Origin of the sequence: Catalinimonas alkaloidigena (assembly GCF_029504655.1) — a bacterium.
Taxonomy (GTDB): Bacteria; Bacteroidota; Bacteroidia; order Cytophagales; family Cyclobacteriaceae; genus Catalinimonas; species Catalinimonas alkaloidigena.
Map to the genome: position 1 here is coordinate 6,578,379 of NZ_JAQFIL010000001.1, position 23,059 is coordinate 6,601,437.

Consider the following 23,059-nt stretch of genomic DNA (forward strand, 5'->3'; position numbering starts at 1 on the left):
AATATGCTTGAATTCTACAATTAACTTTCAGCGCAAAGACTAACTATAAATTTAATATTCAGAGGTGAAGTGGAAGTCAATATCAGGGAAATTATCCTGTACCATTTGCAGCCAGGCCTTGGTTTCAGCCATAAACACATACTTACCTTCTTTATCTTTGGCAATGTAGCGTTCTTTGGAACGGATAAACTCTCTCAGCTTTTTTGGGTCTTTACTACTGATCCAGCAGGCTTTGTAAAGGTTGATAGGCTGAAACGTACATTTTGCACCATACTCATGCAAAAGACGATACTGGATCACATCAAACTGCAGCACTCCTACGGTGCCCACTACTCTTCTGGAGCCCATCTCGTAAGTAAATAGCTGTGCCACACCTTCGTCCATCAGCTGGTTCAGTCCTTTATCCAACTGCTTGGTTTTCATGGCATCCTGATTAATCACTTCTTTGAAAATCTCGGGAGAAAAACTTGGAATCCCTTTAAAAGTACCTTTTTCCCCTTCAGTAAGGGTATCTCCTATTTTCAGGTTACCGGTATCATAAAGGCCCACGATATCACCGGGAAAGGCTTCCTCTATGATTTCCTTGTCCTGTGCCATAAAGGCAGTTACGTTAGAAAACTTAAAATTCTTATTCAGACGTGTATGGTAGTAATTCTTGTTCCGCTCAAACTTACCGGAACACACCCTTACAAAAGCGATACGGTTGCGGTGACGCGGATCCATATTGGCATGAATCTTAAAGACAAAGCCGGTGAACTTTTCTTCCTCAGGGTCTACATCTCTTTCTTCAGTGGCACGGCTCTTCGGAAAAGGAGCGATATTGATGAAGGTATCCAGCAGCTCTTTTACCCCAAAATTATTGACCGCACTGCCAAAAAAGACAGGTGCCACCTCACCACGACGGTAAGACTCTATGTCAAACTCAGGATATACGCCATTGATCAGCTCTTCATCTTCACGAAGCTGGGCGGCAAAGTCTTCACCAATCTGTTTTTCAAGGGCGGGATCATTGATATCTTTAATGCTTACTCCCTCATTTTGCAGTTTTTGCTTACTGGGCTGAAAGAGGAAAAGGCTTTTGTTGTACAGGCTGTATACACCTTTGAAGCGTTTTCCCATACCAATAGGCCAGCTCAAAGGACGAACATTGATATTCAGCTTGCTCTCAATCTCATCCAGCAGATCGTAAGGGTCCTGCCCTTCGCGGTCCAGTTTGTTAATGAAGGCAATCACCGGCGTATTTCGCATGCGACATACTTCCATCAGTTTCTCTGTTTGCGTCTCCACTCCTTTCACACAATCAATCACCATAATTACACTATCTACTGCGGTGAGGGTGCGGTAAGTATCTTCGGCAAAGTCCTGGTGACCCGGCGTATCCAGCAGGTTAATTTTGATGGGCTCGGCATGACCGTTTTGATATTCAAACCCCATCACTGAAGTAGCCACAGAAATACCTCTTTGCTTCTCTATCTCCATAAAGTCGGAGGTAGCATGCTGCTTGATTTTATTGGACTTTACCGCACCGGCAGTCTGTATCGCCCCTCCAAAGAGGAGTAATTTCTCTGTAAGGGTAGTTTTTCCTGCATCAGGGTGACTGATGATTCCGAAAGTTCTTCTTTTCGCTATTTCTTGTGTCAGATTGGCCATGTAAACGCGCTCGCTTTCTTTATATGTGTATTGTTCTTAATGCTGTTTGAATCCGCTGAAATTTCACTTTATTTCAAAAAACAAATCTTCTTTAACGGTTTCAATAAGCAAGAACAAATTTTGAGTCCGCAAAATTACGGAAAAGAAAAGATTTTTTGAAGTAGGGCTGAATTTAGGATAAAATTGCCCTTCGGTACTTAGGAGCTTGTGGTAGAATGGTAAGTTTTATTAAACTTTCTCTCTATCTGATAGCTTCAATTAAATTTATTTTTATGTATTACTATTAGCTCTTTTACTTTTTGTCATTGCCACAAAAAGTAACCGCAGCGGCGGACCGTCAAAAAAGTCTAGAATCTCCGAACGCTTCTACACACATGCCAACACTCGCCCGCCGGATATTCAGGCCTACGCTCTTTATTAAAACAAGCTCTTCAATAATCAAAAAATCATTTATGTTAAAACTGTATTTTGTTAAACTCTAACTCGTAACTATTAGTCTTTTGTTGTACTTTAAGTAATTCAATTTGGTACCCACTAGCTTCTCCTATTTTACTAACAGTCTCAGCCATTTCTAATAAGTGTATTTCTGGCATTCTCATTCCAGCTATTATCATCTTTAAAGTACTTACTCTGATTTTACGTACTCTTTCTTCTTCTTTAATATGATAGTGGGCTAAACGTATCTCTTCTTCATGATGCCTCTCCCTCGATTTTGTATGTAATTGTCTGAAAATATCAAAACTTCTATCTGTACTTGGCTTTAGAAGCGGAAAATCTTTTTGATAAATTACATTTCCTAAACTTGCATTTGTGTCATAATAGAGACCAATCGTATCAAAGCCAATACAAAAGCCTTTGTGAGAATCAGCGTAATAAGACCACATTAAATTGCTTTTAGGGTTACTCGAGGCGCAAAAAACACCTGCATTCTTTCTTAATCTCATCAATTGCATTTCTCCACTCTTTCTAAGGTACTCTTTATCATTCATGTAGGGAGTAGCTGCTAGCTCCCTAGCTTTTTTTCTCCTATATTTTCTATTCCCCTCATTTGCGCCCTTTAAAGTTCTTTCAGCAAGACCAATCTTTTCTATGCTGTTCATTGATTCATACCTGTAAGCCAGATTACAGTCATAGGGATCATTTAAATTTTCTGGGGATGAAAAAAAAATTTCAAAGTTAGTTAATATTCTCTTGTGGAAATCATTATCCCACGCTCTATATTTATAAATAGTATCAGGAAAAGCATTCGCTATTTCTTCCTTATCATCGTACCTTATGTATTTGGAAGAGAAAAGTGCCATATACAGTTAATTCCAAGACAAGAACATATTTTGCAATATTAAAACTTCACCAGCCTGATGGGCTTGACTTCAACCTTCACCCATACATTGCCCAGCCAGTAGGGATCATTGGCAATCCATTGGTTTAGATGCGCGCGGGAATCAAAGCGGCAGTAGAGCGTAGAACCAATCATTTGTCCATCATCATTAAGAATCGCTCCTCCTTCAATCAAGTGACCTTTTTCTTTCATCAGGGCTGCCTGTTTAAGATGCGCTTCTCGTACTTTTAGCCTACGTGCCAGCGCGTTTTCATCATCGGCATCATAAGCAATGATCATAAATTCCATAGAGTCATTTTGAGAAAAGACAATCCTGTCCGGGACAATCTTACAAAGATCAGTTATTTAGATTATGTCACCAAAGCCAAGGTTATAAAATACCGATAAGGAGTAAGTAATTATCCTTAATTTCTTATGAAGTATATTACTAAATTCTCTTTGTCATCAAAAAAGCCTGCTGATCAGCAGGCTTCGTTTATCAAATAAGCGATCATATTATTAGCCGATAGCCTGTTCCAGGTCGGCAATCAGGTCTTCCGCATCTTCAATGCCTACGCTTAATCTGATTAATGAATCACTCAGGCCGGTTTTCAAGCGTTCATCTCTGGGGATGCTGGCGTGCGTCATGCTGGCGGGATGTCCAGCCAGAGATTCTACGCCCCCTAAAGACTCTGCCAGAGAAAACATGCTTAGCTTCTCCAGCGCACGAAAAGCATCATCCATACTATCGCCCTTGAGCACGAAAGAGATCATCCCCCCAAAATCACGCATCTGCTTCTTTGCGATTTCATGCCCGGCCAGAGATGGCAGGCCCGGCCAGTAGACGCGGTCCACATTTTCGTGAGCATTCAGATATTCAGCTATCATACGTCCGTTCTCGCAATGGCGCTGCATGCGAACGTGCAGCGTCTTGATTCCTCTCAGTACCAGGAAGCAATCCTGCGGACCAGGTACTGCTCCACAGCTATTTTGCAAAAACCCCAGTTGCTCATCCAATTCAGCGTCTTTCACAATGGTACAGCCCATCACGGTATCAGAATGGCCTCCCAGGTATTTGGTGATAGAATGCACCACAATATCAGCCCCCAGGTCCAGCGGGTTTTGCAGATAAGGTGTAGCAAAAGTATTGTCTACTACCACTTTGGCCTGATGATCTTGGGCTAAGTCGACCACCGCTTTGATGTCAATGATGTTCATCATAGGGTTGGTAGGCGTCTCTACCCAAAGCATTTTAGTATTGCTGTTCATCTTCGCTTTGATCTGCTCCAGATCATTCATAGGCACAAAATGAAATTTGATGCCATAGTTGGCGAAGACTTTGGTAAAGATACGATAGGTACCTCCGTACAGATCATTGGTACTGATCACTTCATCTCCGGGCTTTAAAAGCTTGATCACCGCATCGGTGGCGGCCATGCCTGAAGCAAAGCAGCGGGCATGGGAACCATTCTCCAATGCAGCCAGACTATTTTCCAGCGCTAGTCGGGTAGGGTTCTGGCTACGTGCATATTCAAAGCCTTTGTGCTTGCCGGGAGAGCTCTGCACATAGGTGGAAGTCTGATAAATAGGCGTCATTATCGCACCGGTTGTAGGATCGGGTTCTACACCAGCATGAATTGTTTTTGTTCCGAACTTCATATTAAAAAATTGTTATTGTTTAAAATTTGGCTGCTTGAGCGCTATGAACAATATTAGCCAATATCTGATTCTTATTCTTTAATGTGAGAAATAATTTTGACACTATTCACTCAAATTCTGCGTACTAACCGTCGCTCAGCAATGCTTACGCTGTGGATGGCTGTAGTTCCGCTTACCATTAGTTCTCTTATTACCTTTTATGCCCTAAGTCACGAAAATCTGATTCAGCAGTTTGGTCAATTTATGTGGGCGCTATTTTTTATAGCATCCTGCCTGACGATGGCATTAGCAATCACCCCCACTACTTTCATTGCTTTACTTAGCGGGTATTTTTTGGGGATAACTGCTGCTCCTTTTGTCATTATTGCCTACATATTAGCTTCCTATCTGGGCTACCAGCTTACCCACGTGGTGGATAATGGTCATTTTATACAAACCATCAAAGCGTTGCCCGGAGGAAGAGGAGAAAAGGCCCTGCGCTTTCTGGATGGCATACAGCATAATCAGTTTGGTCTCATCGTTATGGCCCGCATCTCTCCTGTCCTGCCTTTTGCTATCATGAATGTGCTGCTGCCCATCGCTGGAGTACGGCTTAAGGCATTTTTGCTGGCCGGCACAGTGGGCATGCTCCCGCGTACTTTACTCTTCATCTGGCTGGGGAGCCAGGCGCAGGAACTGAGATCATTGATAGAAGAAGGTCGCTCCGACTTTACAGCGCAGCTGATGTTTGTGGTGTTGCTGGCTATTTCAGTCTTTGGACTGTTATATTATGGCAAGCGAATTTTGAATAAGTATGTGGAGCATTGACAGCTCTGTCAGATTTCAGAAACCTGACAGAGCTTTTCATGTCTACTTAGCCAAACCTGACTCAGCAAGCAGCAATAGCAGGGTACGCTGCGCTGCCAGATAATCGTCTTTAGGAATATACCACTCTTCCAGAGAGTGGGCTTTTCCACCTTCACCCCCTGCTCCAATCGTGACGGCAGGGACTCCTTTACTGATTGGCGTATTGGAATTGGTAGACCCAATTCTGAGCATAGGCTCCTGATCAAAAAATTGCGTAGCTGCGATAGTGCGCTGAACCAATGGCAGGTCTGCAGGTAGTTTACCGGAAGGGCGATCACCGATCATCTCAATATCTACCTCCAGATCAGGCCCTCTCCTTTTGACAGCATTTTCCTCTTCCAGCGCCTTCTGAATTGCTCTCTGAAAGATTTCGTCTATACCTTCCAGTTTTTCAGGACTCTCAGAGCGCATATCCACCTGCATCCAGGATTCAAAAGGAATAGCATTCACGGATGTTCCACCACCGATCATACCTACATTGTAACTAGTTCTGGGGCCTTCCTGCGTATACCGGTCTGCCTCCTCTGTAAAATAAGCGATAGCTTTGCCCAAAGCATGGTGCGGGTTGACCAGGCCAAAAGCACCCCAGGAATGCCCGCCCGGCCCTTTAAAGGTTACTTTGTAACGATGGGAGCCCAGCCCCTCATGCGTAATTCTGCCCAGCCCGCTACCATCTACTGCAATGTAAGCGTCTATTTTAGGAGCTCCTTCTCTGAATAAATATTTGACGCCTCTTAGATCTCCTAAGCCCTCTTCTCCTACCGTACCGATGAATAGTACATCAGCTTCGGTTTCTATCTTGTGTTTTTCCATCGCCTGAAGCACGGTGAGAAGCATCGCCAAACCACGGGTGTCGTCCATAATGCCCGGGGCAAAGAGGGTATCTCCTCTTTGCTTAACCCTAACATCGGTTTCTTCAGGAAAGACGGTATCTATATGGGCCTCCAACACTACGGTTTTATCTTGCTTAGTCCCTTTTCGCAGACCAATAGCATTCCCCTCTCCATCAATCCATACCGAGTCCGCGCCATATTCTTTCAGCATCTCCGCGTATTTGGCTGCTCGCTTTTCTTCTTTGAAAGGCGGAGCCGGTAACTCGGTGAGCAGTATCAGGTTTTCCAAGGCTTGTGCGCTAAACTCCTCTATCGACTGAAAAGCATCCTGTACACTGTTATTTTTGGACAGGGCTGAGATCTCCCGTGTATATTTTTTATCTATCCGGGCTGTTCCCTGGGCATATACTTTTGAACTTAGTATTTCCGCCAGACAAATACCTCCTGCCAGAAATGCTATTACTACATACTTATAATTTGTTCTCATGGAAAAACTGATAAGGGATATCTTATAAATTCTGATGCGCAAAACTTTTCAGGATGAGAAATAGTCCTATGAGAAAAAAACAGTTTCCTTTTACTGACCATTTGTTTGTCTAAAAATATTTTTGGATGCTACTCAACTGAAGCTTTTGGTGTAAAAATACTTCCGAATATTCACGAAGTGAAATTTAATGCTAAAATATATAAATTTGCAGAATATTATTTTGCAAATAACACCTGACTATTTGCTTGCGCTAAAAAAAGTATAGGGGAGAAAGCTTTGCAATAAAAAAAGCAGCCTGTTTCCAGACTGCTTTCATTACTGAAATCTTCCTTTTTTTTACAATATAGATGTCTATTTCTACAAATGGATTACCTCATCATAAGCAGCGGCGGCGGCTTCCATCACGGCTTCTGACATGGTGGGATGAGGATGTACCGACTTGATAATCTCATGTCCGGTAGTTTCCAGCTTACGGGCAGCTACCACCTCAGCGATCATCTCCGTTACGTTTGCGCCCAGCATATGAGCGCCCAGCCACTCGCCGTATTTTTTATCAAAGATCAGCTTAACAAAGCCTTCGTTAGCTCCGGCAGCACTGGCTTTACCTGAGGCTGAGAAAGGGAATTTACCTACACGGATATCATAACCGGCATCACGAGCCCCTTGCTCGGTATAGCCTACTGAAGCTACTTCAGGCCAGCAGTAAGTACAGCCAGGCAGGTTATTGTAGTCAAGAGGCTCTACATCCATACCAGCGATTTTCTCTACGCAGATGATCCCTTCGGCAGAAGCTACGTGTGCCAAAGCAGGGCCTTTTACAATATCACCAATGGCATAGATACCATCTACATTGGTACGGTAGTATTCATCTACCTGCACCTGGTTTTTCTTATCATTTAATTTGATGCCTGCCTGTTCAATGCCCAGGTTTTCCAGGTTGGTAGCGATACCTACTGCCGAAAGTACCACATCGCAGTCGATAGACTCTTCGCCTTTCTGAGTCTTTACTTTCACTTTGCAACCCTTGCCCTTGGTGTCTACGCTGGTTACTTCGGAGCTGGTCATGATCTTGATGCCAGACTTCTTATATATTTTCTCCAGTTGCTTGGATACTTCTTCATCCTCTACCGGCAGGATACGGGGCATAAACTCTACTACGGTTACTTCAGTACCAATGGTATGATAGAAATAAGCGAATTCCATACCGATGGCGCCTGAACCTACTACTACCATTCTCTTGGGCTGCTTCTCCATCACCATTGCCTTGCGGTAACCGACAATTTTCTCATTGTCAATCGGTAAGCTAGGTAGCTCGCGGGAACGCCCTCCGGTAGCCAGGATAATATGCTTCGCCTTATAAATTTCTGACTTCTTATCTTCTCCGCTTACTTCTACAGAACCCTTGCTGATGACCTTACCATGGCCTACCAGTGTATCTATTTTGTTTTTCCGAAAAAGGAACTGAATCCCTTTGCTCATCTTAGCGGCAGTGTTACGGCTGCGCTTCACCATGGTAGGAAAATCTACCGAATGGTCTTTGATATCTATACCATAGTCTTTAGCGTGTTTGATATAGTCGTATACCTGGGCACTCTTGAGCAGGGCTTTGGTAGGGATGCAGCCCCAGTTCAGGCATATGCCCCCCAGTTCCGCCTTCTCTACTACGGCCACTTTCATGCCCAGTTGTGAGGCTCTTATTGCTGCTACATAGCCGCCCGGGCCACTCCCGATGACGATGAGATCATAACTTTTATCAGCCATAATTTTTCTGTATTGGATAGGTTTGATGCAAAAATAATTGATTTAAACTCTTAACAAAATATGCCCTTTGATCAATTAAGAGCACAAAAAAAGGCAAGGCACTGTAAATAACGGGATTATGTGCAATTGGTTGAGTATTCTAAAAGCGCATAGCTATACCAAAGCGGAATGTCCTAAAAGGTAAAATGCGAGATTAATTGATTAATGTACCAACATTTTTCTTTATAAATGCTTACTTTTTATAGACCTATACCATACGTTTAGGTGGAAGCGTTAAGCCTATATGCCAAAATATAAACACATTTTGTTTGACCTGGACCATACGCTCTGGGATTTTGAGAAAAATGCTACGGAAACCCTGCACGAGTTGTATATTTCTTTTCAACTGACCAGTCTGGGTAATTTCAGTGTACAGGAGTTTTGCCAGACTTTCCATAAGGTGAACTATCACCTGTGGAAATTACACCAGCAGGGCACTTATGAGCAGGCTAAGCTAAGGGCAGACCGTTTCGTAAAAATCTTCTCAGAACTTGGAGTAGCTGAATCGCTGGTGCCTCATAGCATTCAGGATGAATACCTCAGAATCTGCCCTTCCAAACCTCATGTATTCCCTTTTACCCACGATACTCTTGCCTATCTGAAAGATCGCTACCAACTACATATTGTAACCAATGGCTTTTCGGATGTACAACATATCAAACTGAAAAGCGCGGCACTCACCGATTACTTTACCCACATTGTTACTTCTGATGGTGCTGACTTTCGTAAACCCAGACCTAGAATTTTCAAACATTTGTTAGAGCTTATCGGTGCAGATGCTTCGGAATGTATCATGATTGGTGACAACCTGCTCACTGACATTGCCGGAGCACATAATGCCAATATAGATTGCATCTACTTTAACCCCAATAAAGTACCTCATAGAACCCGTACAACTTATGAGATCTATTGTCTTAGTGAGCTGAAAGGTATTTTATAGTCCTGATTTGTATTATTATAGTGTAAACTTTCCGGTTCAGTTATTACATTTCTTTCAAAATCAGACTCTAACTACTATATTGAAATTCTATTTTTGTAATCTTACTTTACCAAATTAACTTTCATTAATGTATATTAACGCAAAAGCAAAACAGGCTAATACCTATGATGCCATTGTTATTGGCTCTGGTATCAGCGGAGGCTGGGCAGCTAAAGAGCTCACCGAAAAAGGTCTCAAAACCCTGGTACTGGAGAGAGGTAGAAATGTGGAGCACGTCAAAGACTACCCTACCGCTACTAAAGCTCCCTGGGAACTACCTCACCGCGACCGGGTGTCTCCTGAAGAGATTGCTGAACACTACCCCAAGCAAAGCCGTACCGGCTATACCGTCCGAGAGTCCTCCAAGCACTGGTTTGTCAAAGATAGTGAACACCCTTATCAGGAAGACAAGCGCTTTGACTGGATGCGTGGTTATCATGTAGGAGGAAGGTCCATTATGTGGGGGCGCCATAGCTATCGTTTTAGTGATCTTGACTTTGAAGCTAACGCCCGAGACGGTTATGGCGTGGATTGGCCTATCCGTTACAAAGACATCGCACCCTGGTATGATTATGCCGAGAGCTTCGCCGGTATTCAGGGACAAAAAGAAGGCCTGTCGCAACTGCCTGACGGAAACTTTCTTCCTCCCATTCCTATGAACTGCCTGGAAGATCATTTCCGCAAAAGTGTAAAAGATAAGCTGGGGCATGTGGTGACAATCGGCCGTACTGCTAATCTTACACAAAACCATAATGGTCGTACCAAATGCCAGTTTCGTAACAAATGTATCCGTGGATGTCCTTACGGCGCCTACTTCAGTAGTAATGCCGCTACCCTGCCCGCCGCTGCCGCCACCGGTAACTTAACCGTAAGACCTTTTTCTATCGCCACTTCTCTCATCTATGATCCTGAAAAAAAGAGGGCTACCGGAGTTCGCGTGGTAGACCAGGAGACGATGGAAGATATGGAATTCCATGCAAAAGTAATCTTCCTGTGTGCTTCTGCGATTCCATCCACTTCCATTTTGATGAACTCTAAATCTGATGCCTTCCCTGAGGGGATGGGCAACAGCAGTGGTGAACTGGGACACAACCTGATGGACCACCATTTCCGTGTAGGTGCCAGAGGTACTTATGATGGTTTTGGTGACAAATATTATTATGGACGCCGCCCTACCGGATTTTATATCCCTCGCTTCCGCAATGTGGATAAAAAGAGCGAGCAAAAAGATTATCTCCGTGGCTACGGATATCAGGGAGGAGGAAGCCGTGAAAACTGGACTGCCGCAGTCAGTGAATTAAACTTTGGTGCGGGAATGAAAGACGCCATTGTACAGCCCGGCCCATGGTCTTTGGGGATGACTGCTTTTGGCGAGACCTTGCCCTATCATGAAAACAAGATGATGCTGGACTACGATAACCTTGACAAGTGGGGACAGCCTACCGTACGTTTTGATGCTGAATTTAAAGAAAATGAGAAGGCCATGCGTAAGGATATGGAAGTTGCTGCTGCTGAGATGCTGGAAGCTGCCGGGATGAAAGACATCAACACCTATGATGCCGGAAGCTGGCCAGGATTGGGAATCCACGAAATGGGAACCGCCCGTATGGGTAAAGACCCTAAAACTTCGGTACTCAACAAGCACAATCAGCTGCACGAAGTACCCAATGTATATGTGACTGACGGGGCCTGTATGACTTCCGCTGCCTGTGTTAACCCTTCATTGACCTATATGGCTTTGACTGCCAGGGCAGCCGACCATGCCGTGAATGAGTTGAAAAAAATGAATGTTTAATTCTGACCTAATAACGATCTATAGATATGATGGATAGAAGAACCGCATTAAAAAGAACTGCCCTGATGATGGGAGGGGCCCTCTCCTCCTCTGCCATTGCCGGTGTGCTGAACGGCTGTACTGCTGAAAAGCAGGTAGACTGGAAGCCGGTATTCCTCACTGACGACCAGGCGGTAGCTACTGCCGAGCTGGCGGAGCGCATCATTCCGGCAACTGACACACCCGGTGCCAAAGATGTAGGCATACCCGAATTTATGGACATGATGCTCAATGATGTGTATACTGAAGAAGAGCAGCAACACTTTGTAGATGGCATTGCCAAGCTTAATCAGGATAGCCAGAGCGAATACGGTGAAGACTTCGCTAATCTGGAGCCTGAGCAGATGGACGCAGTGATCCAGATGCAGGCTGATGCTGTACAAGGTTATGAAGGTCAGGGGAAACCCTTCTTCCTGATGGCCAAAGAGCTGGTGATGCTCGGTTTCTTTACTTCTGAAATTGGCGCTACCCAGGTATTACAATACTCTCAAGTACCCGGCCGCTACGAAGGCTGTATCTCGGTAGAAGAAGCAGGCGGCAAGACCTGGGCGACTGGCTAATAGTAAATTTTGTACGTACAATCAATTCTAAAGAACCGGAGGTTAAAAGCTTTCGGTTTTTTTTGTTTTAGGCTTGTGATAAGCTCACAATGCTACACGAGTACTCTTCCATGTAATTTTTCAGGAGAAGTTCTATTATTTAATTACAAGTATTCACTCATTTGTTCTCATGTTGGTAAATTTTATTTCAAGTAGCTCATATTAGTTAAGGTTTGAGTTATACTAATCAAACGCATCCTTTTGACCCCCTTAGCTTGGTTTTATTCCTTTCTTAAATCATCCTTTTAACCCTAAAAAAGAATTATTCATTAAGCATTTTTTCTCTTTTTTAGCTCTACTACTCTTGTCATGCCCTTTCTATACTCACATTTCTTATGAATAATAATTTCTGAAGTTACAGGGGTTATCATGTATGATAACAGCAGGGTAAACTCATTTATACCTAACTATTTATTGTACTTTTGTGATTATTTCATAAAAATAATAATATATATTATATGTATAACATCATAAAATGAGTATGCACAAAATTTTATTAAGTACAATAATATTCACGCTTTCCACACTATCAGCTTTTTCGCAATGTTACCCTTCACAGGGTGGCTCACCTGCTTTTGAATTTGATGTTCCAAGTGGTGTAACAATAACCTCTGTGGTAGTCAAAGTGGAGAACTTTGAAAGTAGGGGTTTAATAAGATCAAGAATAAGGTCATTTCAGGATTTGGGCTATACATATTTTGAAGCAGATGGAGAATATGAAGTTCTGGAAACTCCTATAACTGGCCCCAGCACGCAAGACTTACAGATTCAGAGTGGTATAGATTTTTATTGTGGATATCTGGAAGACTCTGTGGGTTTTGACTGGCAAGTGATCATTACCGCTACCGGGGCTGAAGGGACAAACCTTAATTATTCAGGTTCGCTTACTGATAACCTGGCAATTCCTACCTACATAGGGGAAGTGTATAGTGGAACTAATAAGGTATCAGGTTCCATCGACATGAAACAGGAGGGTCCGGGTATTGCCGTATATCCCGACAACGACCGTGATGGTTTTGGGAATGCTTCATCACAGCCTGTCTATGTTTGTTCAGAATATTGTGACCCTTGGTATGTAACCAACAATCTGGACTGTAATGATTGGGATAAAGATATTAATCCAGATCAGGCAGAAATTCCTGACAATGGAACAGATGATGATTGCGATGGGGTTGTTGACTGTCTTAACAATAGCTTTAGTTATAGCTCAGTTTCTTATTGTCATACTGGTCCCAACCCTCTGCCTACAATAATAAATCCCGGAGGAGTTTTCTCTGCTTCTTCAGGACTGCAAATTGACCCAAATACCGGAGAGATTGACCTTGCTGCGAGTACGCCCGGTGCTTATACCATTACCTACGCGCTCAATGAAGCCTGTACCCATGAGAGCAGCTACGAAGTAAGCATTCATACAGCAGATGACCCTTCATTCTCTTATGCGCAGTCTAGCTATTGTAAGAGTGAAGCCAATCCAGTAGCAGATATCTTAGGAAGCCCCGGAGGTACATTTTCTTCTACCTCTGGGTTGGTATTCGTAGATACAATTACTGGAGAAATTGACCTTGCCAGCAGTGTGCCCGGTACCTATGCAGTGACTTACACTACTTCAGGGAGTTGCCCGACAAGTTCTACTTTTGATATTACGATTCATGAAGCTCCTGCCATTTCCTCAACTGATGCATATTTCGTCAAGTGTGATGGATTTACAGTACACTGGAATGATAATAATTATAATATAGATGGATATAGCGTGCAGATAGCAGAAGAAGCAGCCTTTACTAACTTCATTCTGGACTCTCTTACAACAGTAAAAGAAGACATAGTCATTACCGGACTTAATGCGGGAGACACTTACTATTTTAGAGTGGGGACAACCTCTGATTGCGGCATCAATTATTCGGAAACAAATGAAGTTACTTTAATGGGTTTACCCCTAAGCTTTCCCCATACTTATGTTACTCAGGTCAGCGAAAGTAGCATTAGTCTGAATTGGGATTCTGTACAATATGCAGAGAACTACTACATAGAACTAGATGATAACGATCAGTTTTCCAGTGTTGATGAGTCGCTGAGTACCTGGAGTGAAGAAATAACATTCACCTCACTTCGTGCGGATACTGACTACTTTATACGCTTGCAAGCGCTAAACCAATGCGGCGCTGGCCCTGATACCCTTTTACATATCACTACCTCCGCTGACCCTCTCGTCTCGGACTCTTTAGCTCTGGTAGCGCTTTATCATGCTACCGATGGTGACCACTGGAAAAGAAAAGACAACTGGCTTAACGGGCCGCTAGATAGCTGGTATGGAGTAGGAATTTCAGATAAAAGGGTACATAGTTTAGACCTATCTAAAAATAACCTTATTGGTCAGCTACCTCAAGAGGTAAATCAATTGACTAAACTTTGGTCTTTTAATTTCAGTAATAATGGTATTTATGATATTCCTGATTCATTATTCTATTACGCTGACTCAGGAGGAGGTCTTATGCATTTTAATCATCTTACTTTTGAAGATATAGTGGGCCAACCTAAAATTGTTGCCAAATTGTATGCTCAAAAATATGTTGGAAAGGAGACTACTGTCTACTTAAAGGAAGGAGACTCTTATACCATAGACTTAAGCATTGATGAATCTGTACATGATAATGAATATGTGTGGATGAAAGATAGTGTAGTCGTGGCTACTACTCATGCTAACTATCTTACATTATCTGATCTTGAAGCTACTGATGCAGGCACTTATACCTGCCGGATCACCAATCCAAGAAATATCATGGACTTGGTACTTCATAGCCACCCTGTTACAATTCATGTAAGTCCCGAAGATCAGGAGCCACATCTATCTATTTCAGGATTTCCGGTTCGCAATTCCCAAGCATGTATGGATGAGGCCATCACATTTACAGCCACTGGCAGAAACATTTACGATACTTATCGCTGGGAAATTATCCGTATGACAGGAAACGCCAGTATGGGTTTGCCTGATTCTATCCGTTCTGCACAGGCTTTTGATTTTAGTTTGCAGCAGAGTGGAAGCTATGAGATACGTCTTACCCTAAGTAATCCTTATACAGCAGATACTGTATTAGTAGATTATGTAGGTATCAACCTACCCCCTGAACTAAACTTAGCAACCTCCACCAACCTGAATACGGACTCTCTCATGCTCACTGCCATAGAGGAGTATGCTGCTGATACTTTGACTTTTGAATGGTATAAAATTGAAGGCCAGAAGCCTATCAGCATGAGCAGTGAAAATACAGTCTGGGTGAAGGAAGAAGGGACGTATGGTGTAAGGGTTACCAATCCTACCGGATGTCAGACTGAAGCTGAAATTTTTGTGATAGACACTCGTCCGCAGGCACAAACTATCACTTTTGATACTATCCCTAATAAGGTATATGGCGAAAGCTTTGAACTAAGTGCTACGGCTTCTTCAGGATTGGCAGTTACTTATGAAGTGATTACAGGGCAGGAACTAGTCAGCTTAAATGATCAGATAGTCAATATATTGGGTGTGGGAATAGTAACCATTGAAGCCAGCCAAAATGGTAATGGAGAATATCTCGCGGCTGAGCCGGTAAGCCAGAGCTTTAGCATCAGTAAAGCATCGCAGCAAATCAACTTTACTGCTATCCCGGATATGCTGCTGGAAGAAGGAAGCTTTAGCCTGGAGGCCAGCAGTAACGCGGGGCTGCCTCTGACTTTCTCTTTTGAAGGACCAATTGCGCTAAGTGGAAAAACCGTAACTTTATTAGATAGCGGGCTTGTTTCCATCACAGCCTCGCAAGAGGGCAATAAAAATTATCTGCCTGCCGACCCGGTCACCCATAGTTTTAGTATCACTGAAGAAATAGTGATTGAAAAGGATAGTATTCATCAGTTGAGCATCCGTATAGATGCTGAAGCCAGCAATGTTTTCCCGCTCACGCTAAGTTTACTTAAAGAGCAAAACGGTGCTTATAAAATCATTAAGCAAGAGCATATGCTCTCTAATCAGCTTTCATTTGACACTTTACCTGAAGGTAAATATACGCTGAAGATAAAACCCGAAAAGGGAGCATACCTGCCTACCTATTTAGGTCAACACCTGCTATTATCTGAAGCGGAGAGCATAAGCCTCACCCAAGACACGGAAGTTAGTCTCAACCCTATTTCAATCCCTGAGGTACTGGAAGAAACAGGTATTACACTACGAGGCGTATTTATCCAGAATGCTCAGGCCAGCAATGGCCGGCTGATGGTCACTGAGGAGACTCTGGATGGCATCCCGGTAGTGGGACTTAGCATTTACCTTATCAATAGCCGGGATCAGAGCTTGGTGGCTGGCACAATCACTGACGGTGATGGCAAGTTTGAATTTACCAATCTCCCTCCCGGAAATTATAGCATTAAGGCTGATTATAAGGCATTGCAAATGGATGCTTCTACCAGCTTTGAAGTGAATCAGGAGTCGCTGGAGCTTACTGTAGTAGCGGGAGAAGAGATCAGCATTGTGGCTAAAGAAGTAGTAGAAAAAGAAGTAACCGCTATTGAGGATGAGATCAGGCAGCAGCTTAAATTCTACCCTAATCCGGTAGAAGAGGAACTGTACTTACAGCTACCGGCAAAGCTGTTGGGTGGACAGTTGGAGATCTTTGACACGCAGGGAAAACTGGTATTTACTTCAAAGATCAGCGATACTAAGGTGAGCTGTTCGTTATCGCACCTCAGCGAAGGACATTACCAATTACAGATCGCTCATCAGGGAACAACATATGCATTAAAGATCCTGAAGCGATAAATTAGAAAAGTAGAAGTTTGAATAACCGGAGGCTTTAGGTCTCCGGTTTTTTTTATGGTAAACTCTTAAGAGAAACAGTATAGGTTTTTCTTCCATAAACAGGCTTTCCACCTTCTGTCATCCCTTCTACAATAATCTCAAATTCACCCAATTCATCGGCATTGCTGAAAGTCAAAATATATGGTTCTTCACCAAGTTTCAGAGCAGGCTCCCAATGCAGTAATGTCCTGAAGTCAGGCTCATGCGCCTGTAATGAATCTGTTCGGGAAAAAGCCAGAGAGGGTGTGTACAAAGTAACTTTTTCTTGTTTGGCCGAAGACGAAAGCGCAGCTAGATAGGCCCCTCCTTCCTTAGTATAAATGGCAATGGTACCATCAAAACGATATTCACCATAGTAGGTACGCCGGTTTACCGTTTCTATCAATTCCATCTTAGCAGGAGGAAGATTTACCAGATAATTTAAATCATGAATTAACACGCCATCAAGAAATACTGAAGGCTCACCGGGGAGAAAAGTACGGGAAGGAATATCAAACACATCCAGCGTATATACCCCTCTGCTTTCTCTGAGGCGAATACCAGGCATCAGCTCACGGTTGACTTCCACAAAATTGGGCAACTCTATATAATTTTCCAGCCTGATCTCAAAGTTAGGGGCCCCATAGAAGCGAAAGTCTTGTTTATCCTGAGCTCCCTGCAAGTCCTGCGTATGAAAAAGTCCATACTGAGAATGGATTTGAGCACGGCCTGTATAGGACTGACGTACTTCGTTCAGTATATCTTCCTCCACAAACGGAAATGTCTCACGCTCATAAGTATTTTCATGCATAAATTTCTCATCCAGTGTCCATGCTACCTGCAAACTCGTATCTGCCATTTGCAGAACAATATCTTTTTTACCCACTACATTTTCTTGGATAGGAATCTGGAAACTACCATCGCTATCGATAAAAGCGTACTCAAAATAGGGTGAGTTACCAGGTACTGATAATACTGCCACACGCCCTCCTACATTTTTCTCATTCAGGCTTTTTACCTTACCGCTCACTGTCAGGCTTTCCTCCTCTCTGCCATAAGTTATGGCGGATGCATTAGTCATAGGCAGGAAAGGACTTTCTCTGCTTATTAACTTCTGATTGATCCAGGCAGACCTTTCCGCACTGTTTAAGTCTTCCGGAATTACATTCGGGTTTATCATTCCAGATATCTGCTGGTACTCCTGAAGAAAGTTGGTCAGCGGGTTTACCTTTCTCACTGTGATGGCAACTATCGCCGGCATTTCAACACCCTGCACACTTAGCTTTGCACTAAGCTCTTCCCGAGGCCGATAGGCATTTTTGTTTAGATCTACTTCTACGCTTTCCTCACTTGCTGCATGATACACCATACGCTGTGCTACTACTTGCTGTGCTTTGTCCAGAACAGACAGCTCCAGCACTCCGGAAGGGAAGGGCTGGGTATTTAACTGGCTGGTAAACGTATCGCCATCGTACTGCTGTGTGTAGAGTATAGCGTTACGGTCTCTGAGCCTAAGCGTATACTCTGCTCTTTTACTATGATGTATCTCTACCTTAAAACCATCAGCTTCAGACTGAGCTTGTAAGGTAGTGCCCTGAACTTGTGGCTTTGGTAGCATTTCCCGAACTGTATCGCGAGCATTCAGACCTCCACCGGAAAGGTATACTTCCAGCATATACGCTTTATCAGGTTCAGGGCTGATCATAAATTCTCCCTGTCCGGACTCAAGCGCTACTTCAGCAATAGTGAGGCTGTCCTGTAGACTGATAATTCGCGCGGAAGCAATAGAATCCATCATTACCTCTTCCGGCAACTGCAGCACCATACGGTTAGGTAACCCTTCAACATAATGCCCTCCTTCTGGGAAAAAAGCTATGTCACGAAAGAGAGAAGTGGATTTGGGCTGCTGTACAGAGAGCTGATCTTCATAAGGGTTAATAATCATGATCTGTTGAGATGCGTAGTCTCCAAAATTCCTCATCCACTGGGTATATGCCCTGAGCTGATACCAACCTCCGGTCAGGGTATCGGGAACCTGGATTTGTCCCTTAGCAATTCCATTTTTAATGCTATATATACTTTGCAAGACCGTACGGCTGCTATTCAGCAATTCTACATATACCACCTTGCTCTCTGGTCCTGCCTCGGTCTGCCTGCCACTACTATCTGTTGATAATAATGCCTGAAACCAGAGATCCTCTCCTGCGGCAATCACTGTTTCCGAAAGCTGTAGCTGTAAGCTTTCACGAGGCTGGCTTTCCTGCTGAGCTTTAGGGCTTAGGCTTTTGAGTTGTGCGTCAGCGGGAAGCATAGTAGCCGACACTAGTGTAAATAGAATCAAAATTGTATTCACCAGAATGAGGGGGTTTCAGTAGTAGTTCCAATCAGCAAGCTGCAATCATAACAATAGTCAGCGGCTTCTTCATCGCCCGCAATACATTCGCTAAACCCTCCGGGAGAGCCTCCCGGTCCTGCTGGCACCTCTGAACGCTTCACAAATTTCCGCTGCTCAGTGACCGAAGAAACCTGGAAATACCCCAGGACTACTTCTCTGTCATCATTCACATTGTACATATTGCCGGGAATAGGAGAAGGAGGGGGAGCAAACACAGAGCCTGAGTTTTCCTGTTGGACCTGTACATTTTTCCAGAAGGTATATGCTCTTTCTGTCAATGCGTACTGCTTTACCAGCAGGCTGTAACGGCGCTGTAGTTTTCTACCGCTCTTAGCTACAAAACTGATTTTCTGCCGCTCTATCCTGTCCCGGCTTAGCCCCTGTGTGGAGGCGATATTCAGATAGCGGGTCTGCGTACCTGATTGGTAGCAGACAGGAATATTGAGCTGCATAGGAGTGGTAAGCGGGGCAATAAACTCATAAGTCTCCATCCAGCTCCAGCGATAATAGCCTGTCTGATTATCGCCACTGCCGGTGTTCAGATAAAATTGCAGTCCCCATTCATCCAGGATGGTACCTATTGAACTTTCATAAGGGCGACTTTCCAGTTCAAAATATATGCTGTCAATGGCCGGCACCTCCGGCATGCTTTCCGGTAATGAAGCATAGGTCCTGCCGTCAGGGGTAATGATATACAGCGTATAGGTTTTTCCTACCTCACCACAAAAAAAGTCAGGGTCTGTAGCGTACTCTCCGGCATCTACTTCACTCATATCCGCTCTGTTGTTTTCCTCATCAGTAATAAATACTTCCGCACCCCTTAGTTCTTCCCCTTCATAAGTTTGTAAGCTGGATGAGGTATAAGAAAGCTTAACCGTATAAGGCTCATCAGCATTCGTGATTACAGCATCCACCACCAACAAAGGCTCTCCTGAAAGAGATTCGTCAAGCTCTATGCGGTCTATGCATGTGGTCAGCAGCATCATGCACCCTATCCATATCGTAAGTCGCTTCATCAAAACTTGAAATTATAGGTAACCGAAGGAAAAGGACGTCCCAGAATTGAAAGCTGATAGGCATTCAATGAGCCGCCTGCATCATTCCTGAAAAACACGGAATATGGATTATTCCGTCCGTATACATTATAGAGGGCGAAGGTCCAGCTGGAATCCCACTTCTTCTTTTTCTTAAGATTACCATCTACCGAAAACGAGATGTCCAGGCGATGGTAATCTGCCACCCGGTACTGATTACGGGCTGAGAAATGAGCGATATCCTGATTACCTACCCGGTAAGTCCCTTCGGGCAAGGAGATCGGGCGGCCGGTGCTGTAGGTAAAGTTAAAGCCCAGGCGGATACGGCGGGTAAACTGATAATTGCCGACCACCGTAAAATCATGTGGCTTGTCAAAATTGGATGGATACCAATCGCCCAGATTGATGCGCTCATCAGTATGCTCCCCTTCTACTTTGCGCAAGCTGCGCGAGTAGGTATAGGACAGCCAGCCGGTAAGCCGCCCCAGATTTTTAGCTACGTACAATTCTACCCCATAGGCTTTGCCAATGCCGGTAAGCAGATCCGTTTCCAGCTGTTCGTTCATTAATATCTCTGCTCCATCCTTATATTCCACCAGGTTGCTGATGTCTTTATAATAAACCTCTACCGACGATTCTATCACATTACTGATGGCATTGCGAAAGTAACCCAGCGCATACTGATCGCCGATCTGGGGGCGGACATAAGTATCGCTCAGCTTCCAGATATCGGTAGGCATAATGGAAGTGGTGTTAGAAATGAGGTGCGTATTCTGTCGCATACGGTTATAGCTCAGCTTCACACTGCTTCTACTGTCCAGGCCAATACGCAGCGCTACCCTGGGTTCAAAGCCCTGGTACTGGGCAATGGTTTCCCCTGAGCCATACTGCATAGAGTCTACTACCGAGCCCGGGCTGATGGGGATGCCTTCCTCATAGACCGCTACATCCTTAGGACCTACTGCCCGGTAGTGGTTATAGCGCAAGCCCAGGTTCAGGGTCAGGTCGGGAGTAATGCTAAACTCATCGTTAAGATAAACCGACATATCCCAGGCCTGTTCCTGTGCTAAAGTTTCAGGAACTATCAGTGAGAAATCACCCTCAGGACGAAGCGTTCCCGCTGCAAACGCATAGCGTGCCAGGTTAACCCCTGCGTCTACCTGATGTCTTTCTCCCCAGAAGCGGCTCAGGTTCCAGCGCCCTTCTGAGATGGCAAAGCCCGCATCCAGCATAGAAGCCCGGGTACTGTCCTGCAAGTCGCCTACCTGATAGTTATAGCGAGAGTGTGTCAGTGTAAAGGTTGAAAGCCACTCCTGAGAGATCAGAAAGTCCCAGTTGAGAGCTGCTCCCATGTTCTGATAGCCATAAGAAGTATTACCGGCATAGAGAAAGTCATCATTACTGATGTAGCCGGTCAGTCCCACCTTATGTGCTTCGTTGAGGCGGTAGGTCCACTTGGCGTTGGCATCGTAGAAAGAGGCTTCGCTCTGACGAATGTCCAGATCATCCACCCTGTTCAGTATCCAGTCGGAATAAGAAGCCCTGCCCCCAATCATCAGTGCGCTTTTCTCTTCTACCAGCGGGATTTCCAGCGCCAGGCGGCTGGCTACCAGCCCGATTCCTCCACTGCCGCTAACCTTCTTCAGATTTCCTTCTTTGAGCGATACATCCAGCACAGAAGCGATACGACCACCGTAGCGGGAAGGAATGCCCCCCTTATAAAGCGTAGCGTCTTTGAGCAGATCCGCATTAAAAGCCGAGAAGAAGCCAAAGAGGTGAGAGGGGTTAAAGATTGAGATGCCGTCCAGCAAGATCAGATTTTGCCCTACGTCCCCTCCCCTTACATTGAAACCTGCTGCACCTTCCCCGGCTACGCTCACTCCCGGTAGCATTTCTATGGAGTTGATCAGGTCTACTTCTCCCAGAAAAGCGGGCATCTTTTTCACCTTCTGTATGTCCATGCGGGTAGCACTCATCTGCGGGCTGCTCACATTATAGTCTTCTGCCCTGTCAGTGATGGTAATTTCTTCCAGGCGGGCGGTTCCTTCGTACAGATCTACCGACAGTGTGCCGTCGGAGATCACTCTTATATTCCTGTTTTCTTCTTCAAAGCCCAGCGAGTTGATGGTCAGTTGGTGTATGTCTATCGGCAGACTTAAAGTAAAGTAGCCATTCAGATTGGTGGAAGTTCCCTGTTGAATATCCTGGGCGAATACCGTTGCGCCGGCTACGCCCTGTCCGGTGGCACCATCCCGCACGTATCCGCTGACTTCAGCCATCTTCTGTCCATTATTGTTGAGCGAGTCACCGATAATGATCAAGCCTTCTTCCCCGCCCCGGCGGCTTGCTCCACTCAGGACATTAGGGTTCTTGAGTAAAAGCATGATATACTGCTCCTGATAGGGCTGGTAGCTGAGCTCGGTATTGGCAAGCAACTGACTGACCACCTGCTTCAGTGGAGTCTGGTTGAAATTTCCACTAAAAGTCAGCCCCTCAACCCACTCCTGCCGAAAAAAGAAACGTACTGTCTCCTGTCTTTGGATTTCCTCAAAAATAGCGGTCAGGCTTTGGTCGGTGTAGCTGCCCGTCCAGCGAATACCTTCCAGGCTTTGAGCTAGTAATGGCGTATAAATACTCCACAAAAGACATGAGACCAGCAGTAGTTTTCTCATAGGTTGTTTAGAGGCAATAGAAAGAAATTTAGTGGGAATTATTTCCTTTTACAAGCAGACATCTCCTATCCTCGACAGATTCCTCTATTTATAAGACCAATTTACATATTTAACCTTCTATCATTACTGCGTTGTGAACCTTCAATGCG

The 23,059-nt window shown here is 44.4% G+C and carries 14 protein-coding genes; 5 read left to right on the forward strand and 9 right to left on the reverse strand.

Annotation, left to right across the window (positions count from 1 at the left end):
• Positions 1-51: 51 nt before the first annotated feature.
• The 4 genes from OKW21_RS26595 to OKW21_RS26610 form a co-directional block, all read right to left on the reverse strand.
• Positions 52-1,650 carry a peptide chain release factor 3 gene (locus OKW21_RS26595; protein ID WP_277485612.1) on the reverse strand — a complete coding sequence of 533 codons (1,599 nt, stop codon included), beginning with the start codon at positions 1,648-1,650 and terminating at the stop codon, positions 52-54.
• A gap of 455 nt (positions 1,651-2,105) precedes the next feature.
• Positions 2,106-2,951 carry a DUF2971 domain-containing protein gene (locus OKW21_RS26600; RefSeq protein WP_277485614.1) on the reverse strand — a complete coding sequence of 282 codons (846 nt, stop codon included), beginning with the start codon at positions 2,949-2,951 and terminating at the stop codon, positions 2,106-2,108.
• 38 nt (positions 2,952-2,989) lie between these two features.
• Positions 2,990-3,277 (reverse strand): YciI family protein, encoded by a 288-nt coding sequence (locus OKW21_RS26605; protein WP_277485616.1) that lies wholly within the window; start codon positions 3,275-3,277, stop codon positions 2,990-2,992.
• A 210-nt stretch (positions 3,278-3,487) separates the two neighbouring features.
• Positions 3,488-4,627: a cystathionine gamma-synthase gene (locus OKW21_RS26610; RefSeq protein WP_277485618.1), complete on the reverse strand. Its 1,140-nt coding sequence runs from the start codon at positions 4,625-4,627 to the stop codon at positions 3,488-3,490.
• 96 nt (positions 4,628-4,723) lie between these two features.
• Between OKW21_RS26610 and OKW21_RS26615 the strand changes: the two genes are divergently transcribed.
• Positions 4,724-5,434: a TVP38/TMEM64 family protein gene (locus tag OKW21_RS26615; protein WP_277485620.1), complete on the forward strand. Its 711-nt coding sequence runs from the start codon at positions 4,724-4,726 to the stop codon at positions 5,432-5,434.
• 42 nt (positions 5,435-5,476) lie between these two features.
• On the opposite strand, the gene OKW21_RS26620 is transcribed toward OKW21_RS26615, so the two are convergent.
• Both OKW21_RS26620 and lpdA read right to left on the reverse strand, forming a co-directional pair.
• The gene (locus tag OKW21_RS26620) at positions 5,477-6,793 is read right to left on the reverse strand and encodes a M20/M25/M40 family metallo-hydrolase (RefSeq protein WP_277485622.1); all 1,317 of its coding nucleotides are present in this window, start codon (positions 6,791-6,793) and stop codon (positions 5,477-5,479) included.
• A 357-nt stretch (positions 6,794-7,150) separates the two neighbouring features.
• Positions 7,151-8,554, reverse strand: coding sequence for a dihydrolipoyl dehydrogenase (lpdA, locus tag OKW21_RS26625; RefSeq protein WP_277485624.1), 1,404 nt, complete (start codon positions 8,552-8,554; stop codon positions 7,151-7,153).
• A 283-nt stretch (positions 8,555-8,837) separates the two neighbouring features.
• Here lpdA and OKW21_RS26630 point away from each other — a divergent pair, with 283 nt between their 5' ends.
• From OKW21_RS26630 to OKW21_RS26645, 4 genes are all read left to right on the forward strand, one after another.
• Positions 8,838-9,533 carry a YjjG family noncanonical pyrimidine nucleotidase gene (locus OKW21_RS26630; protein WP_277485626.1) on the forward strand — a complete coding sequence of 232 codons (696 nt, stop codon included), beginning with the start codon at positions 8,838-8,840 and terminating at the stop codon, positions 9,531-9,533.
• Positions 9,534-9,660: 127 nt separating this feature from the next.
• The gene (locus OKW21_RS26635; RefSeq protein WP_277485627.1) at positions 9,661-11,367 is read left to right on the forward strand and encodes a GMC oxidoreductase; all 1,707 of its coding nucleotides are present in this window, start codon (positions 9,661-9,663) and stop codon (positions 11,365-11,367) included.
• Positions 11,368-11,393: 26 nt separating this feature from the next.
• Positions 11,394-11,966: a gluconate 2-dehydrogenase subunit 3 family protein gene (locus tag OKW21_RS26640; RefSeq protein WP_277485629.1), complete on the forward strand. Its 573-nt coding sequence runs from the start codon at positions 11,394-11,396 to the stop codon at positions 11,964-11,966.
• 514 nt (positions 11,967-12,480) lie between these two features.
• A complete protein-coding gene (locus OKW21_RS26645; RefSeq protein ID WP_277485632.1) occupies positions 12,481-16,791 on the forward strand; it encodes a fibronectin type III domain-containing protein in 4,311 nt (1,436 codons plus the stop codon).
• 52 nt (positions 16,792-16,843) lie between these two features.
• Here the strand turns inward: OKW21_RS26645 and OKW21_RS26650 are convergent, their stop codons facing one another.
• Genes OKW21_RS26650 through OKW21_RS26660 form a run of 3 tightly spaced genes read right to left on the reverse strand, consistent with a single transcriptional unit; the run spans position 16,844 to position 22,910 of the window.
• Entirely contained in the window at positions 16,844-19,162 is a 2,319-nt protein-coding gene (locus tag OKW21_RS26650) for a hypothetical protein (RefSeq protein WP_277485635.1), read from the reverse strand.
• A complete protein-coding gene (locus tag OKW21_RS26655) occupies positions 19,159-20,220 on the reverse strand; it encodes a DUF4249 domain-containing protein (protein ID WP_277485636.1) in 1,062 nt (353 codons plus the stop codon). Before OKW21_RS26655 ends, OKW21_RS26650 begins: the two co-directional genes overlap by 4 nt.
• Positions 20,220-22,910 (reverse strand): TonB-dependent receptor, encoded by a 2,691-nt coding sequence (locus OKW21_RS26660; RefSeq protein WP_277485639.1) that lies wholly within the window; start codon positions 22,908-22,910, stop codon positions 20,220-20,222. The genes OKW21_RS26655 and OKW21_RS26660 overlap by 1 nt, the downstream gene beginning before the upstream one ends.
• Positions 22,911-23,059: the final 149 nt, after the last annotated feature.

Excerpts from the sequence above, each read along its gene's own strand:
- OKW21_RS26620 (WP_277485622.1), bottom strand. The coding sequence starts at position 6,793 with ATGAGAACAAATTATAAGTATGTAGTAATAGCATTTCTGGCAGGAGGT.
- OKW21_RS26595 (WP_277485612.1), bottom strand. The coding sequence starts at position 1,650 with ATGGCCAATCTGACACAAGAAATAGCGAAAAGAAGAACTTTCGGAATC.
- lpdA (WP_277485624.1), bottom strand. The coding sequence starts at position 8,554 with ATGGCTGATAAAAGTTATGATCTCATCGTCATCGGGAGTGGCCCGGGC.
- OKW21_RS26635 (WP_277485627.1), top strand. The coding sequence starts at position 9,661 with ATGTATATTAACGCAAAAGCAAAACAGGCTAATACCTATGATGCCATT.
- OKW21_RS26655 (WP_277485636.1), bottom strand. The coding sequence starts at position 20,220 with ATGAAGCGACTTACGATATGGATAGGGTGCATGATGCTGCTGACCACA.
- OKW21_RS26645 (WP_277485632.1), top strand. The coding sequence starts at position 12,481 with ATGAGTATGCACAAAATTTTATTAAGTACAATAATATTCACGCTTTCC.
- OKW21_RS26630 (WP_277485626.1), top strand. The coding sequence starts at position 8,838 with ATGCCAAAATATAAACACATTTTGTTTGACCTGGACCATACGCTCTGG.
- OKW21_RS26600 (WP_277485614.1), bottom strand. The coding sequence starts at position 2,951 with ATGGCACTTTTCTCTTCCAAATACATAAGGTACGATGATAAGGAAGAA.
- OKW21_RS26660 (WP_277485639.1), bottom strand. The coding sequence starts at position 22,910 with ATGAGAAAACTACTGCTGGTCTCATGTCTTTTGTGGAGTATTTATACG.
- OKW21_RS26640 (WP_277485629.1), top strand. The coding sequence starts at position 11,394 with ATGATGGATAGAAGAACCGCATTAAAAAGAACTGCCCTGATGATGGGA.
- OKW21_RS26610 (WP_277485618.1), bottom strand. The coding sequence starts at position 4,627 with ATGAAGTTCGGAACAAAAACAATTCATGCTGGTGTAGAACCCGATCCT.
- OKW21_RS26605 (WP_277485616.1), bottom strand. The coding sequence starts at position 3,277 with ATGGAATTTATGATCATTGCTTATGATGCCGATGATGAAAACGCGCTG.